At 58.2% G+C, this 6,707-nt stretch carries 6 protein-coding genes and 1 rRNA gene; 5 read left to right on the top strand and 2 right to left on the bottom strand.

Annotation, left to right across the window (positions count from 1 at the left end; genetic code table 11):
* Positions 1-85, top strand: a 5S ribosomal RNA gene (rrf, locus tag AAAX31_RS07765); the annotation flags it as partial.
* Between the two features lie 132 nt (positions 86-217).
* Here rrf and AAAX31_RS07760 read toward each other — a convergent pair.
* On the bottom strand, positions 218-685 hold the full coding sequence (locus AAAX31_RS07760) for a hypothetical protein (protein WP_147356410.1): 468 nt from the start codon (positions 683-685) through the stop codon (positions 218-220).
* 276 nt (positions 686-961) lie between these two features.
* Between AAAX31_RS07760 and AAAX31_RS07755 the strand changes: the two genes are divergently transcribed.
* Positions 962-1,393 (top strand): Hsp20 family protein, encoded by a 432-nt coding sequence (locus AAAX31_RS07755; protein WP_040359532.1) that lies wholly within the window; start codon positions 962-964, stop codon positions 1,391-1,393.
* Positions 1,394-1,475: 82 nt separating this feature from the next.
* On the opposite strand, the gene AAAX31_RS07750 is transcribed toward AAAX31_RS07755, so the two are convergent.
* Positions 1,476-2,285, bottom strand: a complete 810-nt coding sequence (locus AAAX31_RS07750) for an MBL fold metallo-hydrolase (RefSeq protein WP_118934493.1) — start codon at positions 2,283-2,285, stop codon at positions 1,476-1,478.
* 48 nt (positions 2,286-2,333) lie between these two features.
* Here AAAX31_RS07750 and tilS point away from each other — a divergent pair, with 48 nt between their 5' ends.
* From tilS to ftsH, 3 genes are all read left to right on the top strand, one after another.
* Positions 2,334-3,872 carry a tRNA lysidine(34) synthetase TilS gene (gene tilS, locus AAAX31_RS07745; protein ID WP_349076773.1) on the top strand — a complete coding sequence of 513 codons (1,539 nt, stop codon included), beginning with the start codon at positions 2,334-2,336 and terminating at the stop codon, positions 3,870-3,872.
* A 147-nt stretch (positions 3,873-4,019) separates the two neighbouring features.
* Positions 4,020-4,568: a hypoxanthine phosphoribosyltransferase gene (hpt, locus tag AAAX31_RS07740; RefSeq protein ID WP_022093938.1), complete on the top strand. Its 549-nt coding sequence runs from the start codon at positions 4,020-4,022 to the stop codon at positions 4,566-4,568.
* A gap of 61 nt (positions 4,569-4,629) precedes the next feature.
* Positions 4,630-6,702 (top strand): ATP-dependent zinc metalloprotease FtsH, encoded by a 2,073-nt coding sequence (gene ftsH, locus AAAX31_RS07735; protein ID WP_349076771.1) that lies wholly within the window; start codon positions 4,630-4,632, stop codon positions 6,700-6,702.
* Positions 6,703-6,707: the final 5 nt, after the last annotated feature.

The raw sequence follows: 6,707 nt of genomic DNA, 5'->3' as shown, positions 1-6,707 counted from the left end.
GTCCCGTTCCGAACCCGGAAGCTAAGCCCCATCGCGCCGAGAGTACTGCGGGGTCAGCCCGTGGGAGGCCAGGGCGCCGCTGACCGGTGGACGGCACCGAGCCGTCATCGAACTTGGAAGGGGGAGGCCTCGCGGCCTCCCCCTTTTTTTGCGTTTACGCTTCACAATGTCGTTGCAGTTCACCTGTAACCCGGTTGGGCTTATGGGTAATGAACTTTTATTTTAAGACAATAAATCGAATAACAAGGGCAACTGCTATGGCCACAATGATCAAAAGCAGGATTGTCAGTCGATGCTGCTTGCGTCGTTTACTTGACGAAACGAAGATTGATTTTCCCTGTTTTGGCGTTTCGAGATAGCGAGCCGAATGCGTCAAGGTTTGCTTTGGTCGAGGACCTCTATGTTGATTGGCGGCGGATGCTTTCAGTGGCTCCTCACTAGCTGCGCTGTTTTTAGATAATGGTGCGTCTTTCAGATATACAGGGTCTCCCGAGGCCACGCCCATATGTTTACGTCCCGTTTGGGCATCCTCGAGTGTTTGATATCGATTTCTCGTCACATACTCGGGCTCAGGATCATTAATGGGCTCTTGCGAGATGTGGGGGCGATGGAACCGTGGCGGCTGCGTGGAAGTATCTTCCCCCTGCGTCGGCATAAACATTTTGTTCTGGTTTTGGTCGTCCATGATGCCCTTTAGCTCGTTACCAACAACGTGTACGCGCTCATTGTAAGCCCCTTGCTATTTGTAGCTGCGAACATACTTGTTATTTAGGCTCTGGTTCAAAGAACCTTAACCTTACTAAAACCTTAGTCATACACACTTAGATATGCTTATAGTACTGGACTCAAAAAACTTTATAGTCGATGTATATATAAGCACTGTGTGGGCATATATAAGAGCGTCAAAAGAAGTCCCAGTCACCTAGAAGATGGCTCGGCAGTCCTAAAAGGAGTGGTAAACATGGCAAGCATGGTTCCTTATCGTTCGGTTTTTGGCGTTCGTCCTTCTGCTAGCTCGCTGTTCGATCTGTTTGATGATATGACCGACCTTGCAAACAACTCGATTGCTTCCAAGGCGTTTCCCGTTGACGTTGAGGATAAGGGCGACGGCTATGAGGTCAAGGCCTATCTGACCGGTGTCGCCAAGGACGATATCGATGTCGAGCTCAATGAGGGCCGTCTGTCCATTAGCGTGAATGTCGAGGAAGACGAGGAGAACGAGGGCAAGAACTTCCTGCAGAAGGAGTTCAGCTCGTACAGCGCGACGCGTGGCGTGTATCTAAAGGACGCTTCGAGCGAGGGCCTCTCGGCTAAGTACGCTGACGGCATCCTGACCGTTACGGTTCCCAAGATCGTCGAGAAGAAGAACGTTACGAAGATCTCCATCGACTAACTTCGTTGGTGTTCTGCGCTATTAAAAGACAGCAAAAGGGGCTGGGAAGCGATTCTCGGCCCCTTTTGCTGTCTAGGACAGTCTATTGAATGGTTGCCGGCTGATACTGACTCGCAGGGCGTATCGAGAGTTTTCGCGATCCTTGGAGAAGGGTTGCGGAGCTGCCGACCTCGTCATCCAGGGTTGCGGCCAGAGCTTTGGCATAGCTTTTGACGGTAAGGCTCGGACGATTGTTATCTTGGCTGATATGCATGGCAATGAGCTGTTCGGTGCGATCGGTAACAAGTGCGCGCGCGGCTTCGGCGGCTTGGCCATTGGAGAGGTGTCCCCTTGCAGACAGGATGCGCTCCTGAAGAAAGCGGGGATATTCTCCCTCGCGCAGCATGGTCACATCATGGTTGCTTTCGAGCGCGAGGACTCGACAATCTTTGAGGGTGTTCATGGCTTGGCTCGATAGCTCTCCGGTGTCGGTGGCAAAGCCGATGGAATCATCGAGGGCGTCGAATCGATAACCGACTGGATTGATGACATCGTGTGATGTTGAGTAGGTTTGCACGTGGATGCCGGCAATGGATAGGGCGTCGCCGGGATCGAATTCCTCGACAGGCAGATGCGAAAGATTTTCTTTGTTCGAAAGAGTGCCCCTGCTGGCAAAGAGGGGGCCGTGCCAGTGCTTGCACCAGACATCGAGGCCCTTGATGTGATCGCTATGCTCATGAGTAATGAGAAGAGCCGAGACGTTGTCTGTCGAGAGCCCCAGTTCTGCCATGCGCTTTAATGTCTCGCGGCGAGACAGTCCGTCATCGACCATAATGAGCCCCTGCGGGCCCTCGATGAGTGCGCAGTTGCCTTTAGAGCCACTGCCGAGGATATGAAGGTGCAGACGAGACATAAGATTCCAAAGGATACAATGGGTGCGGACGAATAGAGGAGGAAGCAAATGCCTACGGTATCTCAGCATTATGGACACCATGCCGTGCCTGGGGCAGTCGATGAGACCCGGACGAGGCAGCAGGCTGCTCCTGTCGTGCTCATGGTATCAGGCGGCGCGGACTCGACGGCACTGCTTCTTATGGCGTGCACATCAAAGCTGGATATCCAAGACGGGCGCGGTGTTGCCCCCATTGCTCGCGAGCGCCTGCATGTGCTGCATGTAAACCATCATCTGCGCGGCAAGGCGTCCGATGGCGACGAGGCCTTTGTGCGTGAGCTCTGCGCGAAATATGGTTTACCGCTGTGCGTGGAGCACGCTTATTTTGATGGGGAGTCGGGCAATATTGAGGCCGCGGCCCGCGAGGTGCGCTATGCCGCGGCGCGGAGGTATGTTCGCGAGCTCTGCGCCCAGACGGGGGCACCGCGAACGGCGGCTCGTATCTGCACCGCGCACACGTCTTCGGATCGCGCGGAAACGTTTTTGATGAACGCGATTAAGGGTTCGGGGCCCGCTGGCCTATCGAGCATTCCTCGCCGGAGGAATATCGTGGTGCGTCCCTTGCTCGACCTAACTCATGGCGAGCTCGTGGGCTATCTACAGGTACATGGTCAGCCGTGGCGTGAAGACGAGAGCAATGAGGATATCTCGTATCTGCGAAACTACGTGCGCCATCGAGTGATGCCGGTGGTGGCGCAGCGCAACGCGAGCGTCTGCAAGACGATTGGCGCCGCCTGCGAGATCTTAGGCGATGAGGACGCGTTTTTGTCTCAGCTTTCGGCACAGGCGTTTCGAAGCTGCCTGCGTAAGGAGGCGGCGGGCGCGCTGGTGCTCGATGCCAGGCGCCTTGCTGCGGCCGAGGTGGTAATCGCGCGGCGCATCGTGCGACTGGCGATTAAGCGCATCGATCCGGACGCTCGTCCAGAGATGCGACATGTGGAGCGAGTCCTTTCCTGCGTTGCCGAGGGCGCCGGCTCGGTCACGCTTCCGGCGGGGATTGACGCACGCATTGAGTTTGGCATGCTGGCGTTCAAGGCGCCGGCGGCTCGCGAGGGCCTGGTCGCGGACTGGGTTACCGTACCCGGTCGTTTGCCGTTGGGCGGGGGACGTATGCTGGTCACAGAACCGATGGCCGTTGAGCCGGGATGCGATATCGTGCCCCGCGCCCGTGAGCTTGCAGCTGCCGGGGAAGTGACAGCTTTGGTAGACGCGGCTGCTCTGGGTTTTGCCGACAGCGATAGTGAGCGGATCCTGGCGGGCTCGCGTGGCGAGATCCCTGCCGAGGCGCGATTGGCGCGCCTGTGGGTGGACGGTCCCGCACCGGGAGACGTGATGTGCCCGTTAGGGATGAGTGGTCGAAGCAAGAAAGTATCCGACTTGCTAGGTGAGGCTCGCATTCCCGTTTCCGAGCGCGCCGGCGTGCCCATGGTGAGGACGGCGCCGGGGGGCGCCGTGGTGTGGGTCGCCGGAGTTCGCGCGGACGAGCGTTTTAAGTGCACGGCCGCAACGCGCGTGGCATATCTGCTCCGCGTGGTCGATGCGGAATAGCGTCCCACGCCAGCTATTCTGTGCGACGTTGACGGTATTCCCGCGCTGATGGCGTACGGGCTGGAAAATATACCCCGTGCGCTGCTAAAATGTGAAGTTCGCGTCCATACGGCGGTGTGTGGGCGATAAGCACAAGAAAGGGTTGTCATGGCTTCTCAACATCCGGATATCGAGAAGGTTCTGTTCACGCAGGAGGATATCGACGGTATCGTCTCTCGCCTGGGCGAGGAGATTACTCGCGACTACGCGGGTAAGGATCTGGTGCTGATTGCGGTCCTGCGCGGCGCCGTGGTCTTTATGGGCGACCTGATGCGTAAGATCGAGCTGCCGACCAACATCGATTTCATGGCTGTTTCGAGCTATGGCGACGGTGTGAAGTCCTCGGGTATCGTGCGTATCATTAAGGACCTGGATATCGACATCCGCGGTCGCGACGTGCTGATCGTCGAGGACATTCTGGACTCGGGCCTGACGCTCAAGTATCTGATGAAGAACCTCGAGAGCCGCAAGCCCGCTTCTCTGGAGGTCGCCGCCTTCCTGTGGAAGGACGTTGAGGACCGCGTCTCGGCCATCACGCCCAAGTATGTTGGAACCCATTGCCCCGATGCCTTTGTGGTGGGCTACGGCCTCGACTATGCCGAGCGCTATCGTAACCTTCCGTATCTGGGCATTTTGAAACCGGAGGTTTATTCGTAAGATGCCCGACGACCGTAACGATAACAATTCCCAGACTCCCCGGGACCCAAAGATCCCGGGGATGCCCGGAGGCAAGAAGCCCACGCGTACGGGCTGGCTGTATTTTATTTTGGCTTGCGCGCTTCTGGGCTACGCCTTCTTTAACATGGGCTCCGGCTTTGCCAATTCCAGCAATACCGTTAAGCTCGCGACGAGCGAGATGGTGAGCGCCATCAAGCAGGATCGCGTCGAAGATCTGACCTATACGGTTCAAGACGGAAGCGTGACGGGTCATTACTGGAAGACGAAGAAGGACAAGGGCGATACGAGCGAGCTCAAGAGCTTCTCTTCGACCTATGTCGGCTCCGATTCGCTTGCCGAGCTCATGGCGGAGCACCCCGATACCAAGTACATCGTCAACACCAACGATCCCGATTTTTGGGGCGACTTGGCGATGAGTGTGCTTCCGACGATCGCCCTTATCGCCATCATGTTCTACTTTATGCGCCAGATGATGGGCGCCAACAACAGGAACATGCAGTTTGGCAAGACCAACGCCAAGACCAACGAGGCCACACGCCCCAAGGTCAAGTTTGAAGACGTTGCCGGCGTGGACGAGGCAGTCGAGGAGATCCGTGACTTTTTGAGCGATCCGGATCGCTATCGCAAGCTGGGCGCCAAGATCCCGCGTGGCGTGTTGCTGGTTGGCCCTCCGGGCACCGGTAAAACGCTGCTGGCCAAGGCTGTTGCCGGCGAGGCGGGCGTGCCGTTCTTTAGCATCTCGGGTTCCGACTTTGTCGAGATGTTCGTAGGTGTCGGCGCCAGCCGTGTGCGTGACCTCTTTAAGGAGGCCAAGTCCCAGGCCCCGTCGATCATCTTCATCGATGAGATCGACGCCGTGGGACGTCAGCGCGGAGCCGGCTTGGGCGGCGGTCACGACGAGCGCGAGCAGACGCTCAACCAGCTGTTGGTCGAGATGGACGGTTTTGAGGAGAGCGAGTCGGTCATCCTGATCGCTGCGACCAACCGTCCTGACATCCTGGATCCGGCATTGCTGCGTCCCGGCCGTTTTGACCGTCAGGTTACGGTCGACCGTCCGGATGTGAAGGGCCGCGAGCAGATCTTGCGCGTGCATGCCGAGAACAAGCCGATGGACGAGGACGTTAAGTTTGAGAAGCTCGCCCAGATGACCGTTGGCTTTACCGGTGCCGATCTGGCAAATCTGCTCAACGAGTCTGCGCTGCTGGCTGCTCGCCGCCATCGTTCCGTGATCTCGATGGACGAGGTCGAGGAGTCGATGGAGCGCGTGATTGCCGGACCGCAGCGCAAGGGTCGCGTGATGACCGAAGCCGAGCGCACTACGATTGCCTACCACGAGAGCGGCCATGCCCTGGTGGGCCACATCCTGGAGCACTCCGATCCGGTTCACAAGATTTCGATTGTCAGCCGCGGCCAGGCTCTGGGTTACACGCTGCAGCTTCCGCAGGAGGATCACTTCCTCAAGACCAAGAACGAGATGCTCGACGAGCTTGCCGTGTTCTTGGGCGGTCGCGTTGCCGAGGAGCTCATGTGCGACGACATCACGTCGGGCGCGAGCAACGACCTGGAGCGCGCGACCAAGATGGCGCGCGAGATGGTCACGCGCCTGGGTATGAGCGAGGAGCTGGGCACGCAAGTGTTTGGCGAGGCGCAGCATCAGGTGTTCCTTGGTCGCGATTACGCCGATCACCAGGATTACTCCGAGGAGACGGCACGCCGCATCGATATCGAGGTTCAGCGCATCATGCGCGAAGCCCATCGTCGTGCGGTCGAGATTTTGGATGCCCGTCGCGATCAGCTCGATCTGATGGCGAAGGTGCTGCTTGAGCGCGAGACCGTCGAAGGCGACGCCGTGAACGCCCTGCTCGACAACGAGTGGGATGCGTACCTTGAGCGCGAGGGCGATATCCTGGCGGCCAAGGAGGAGCGCAATGCCAAGGCGGCCGGCATGCCGACCAAGAAGCGCGCGCCTCGCATGAGCGAGGAGGAGCTGGCGGCTGATGCCGCGGCCTTTGCGCAGGCGGCCATGCAGGAGGATGCCGAAGCCGCATCCGATGATGCTGACGATGACCATGCCGTCGTCGATGCCGATGCCGACACCGACGCCGACAAATAGTCTTT

This window comes from Collinsella sp. CLA-ER-H5 (assembly GCF_040092375.1).
Classification (GTDB): domain Bacteria; phylum Actinomycetota; class Coriobacteriia; order Coriobacteriales; family Coriobacteriaceae; genus Collinsella.
The sequence above is the reverse complement of the archived record's forward strand: the minus strand, read 5'-3'. Positions and strand labels throughout refer to the sequence as shown.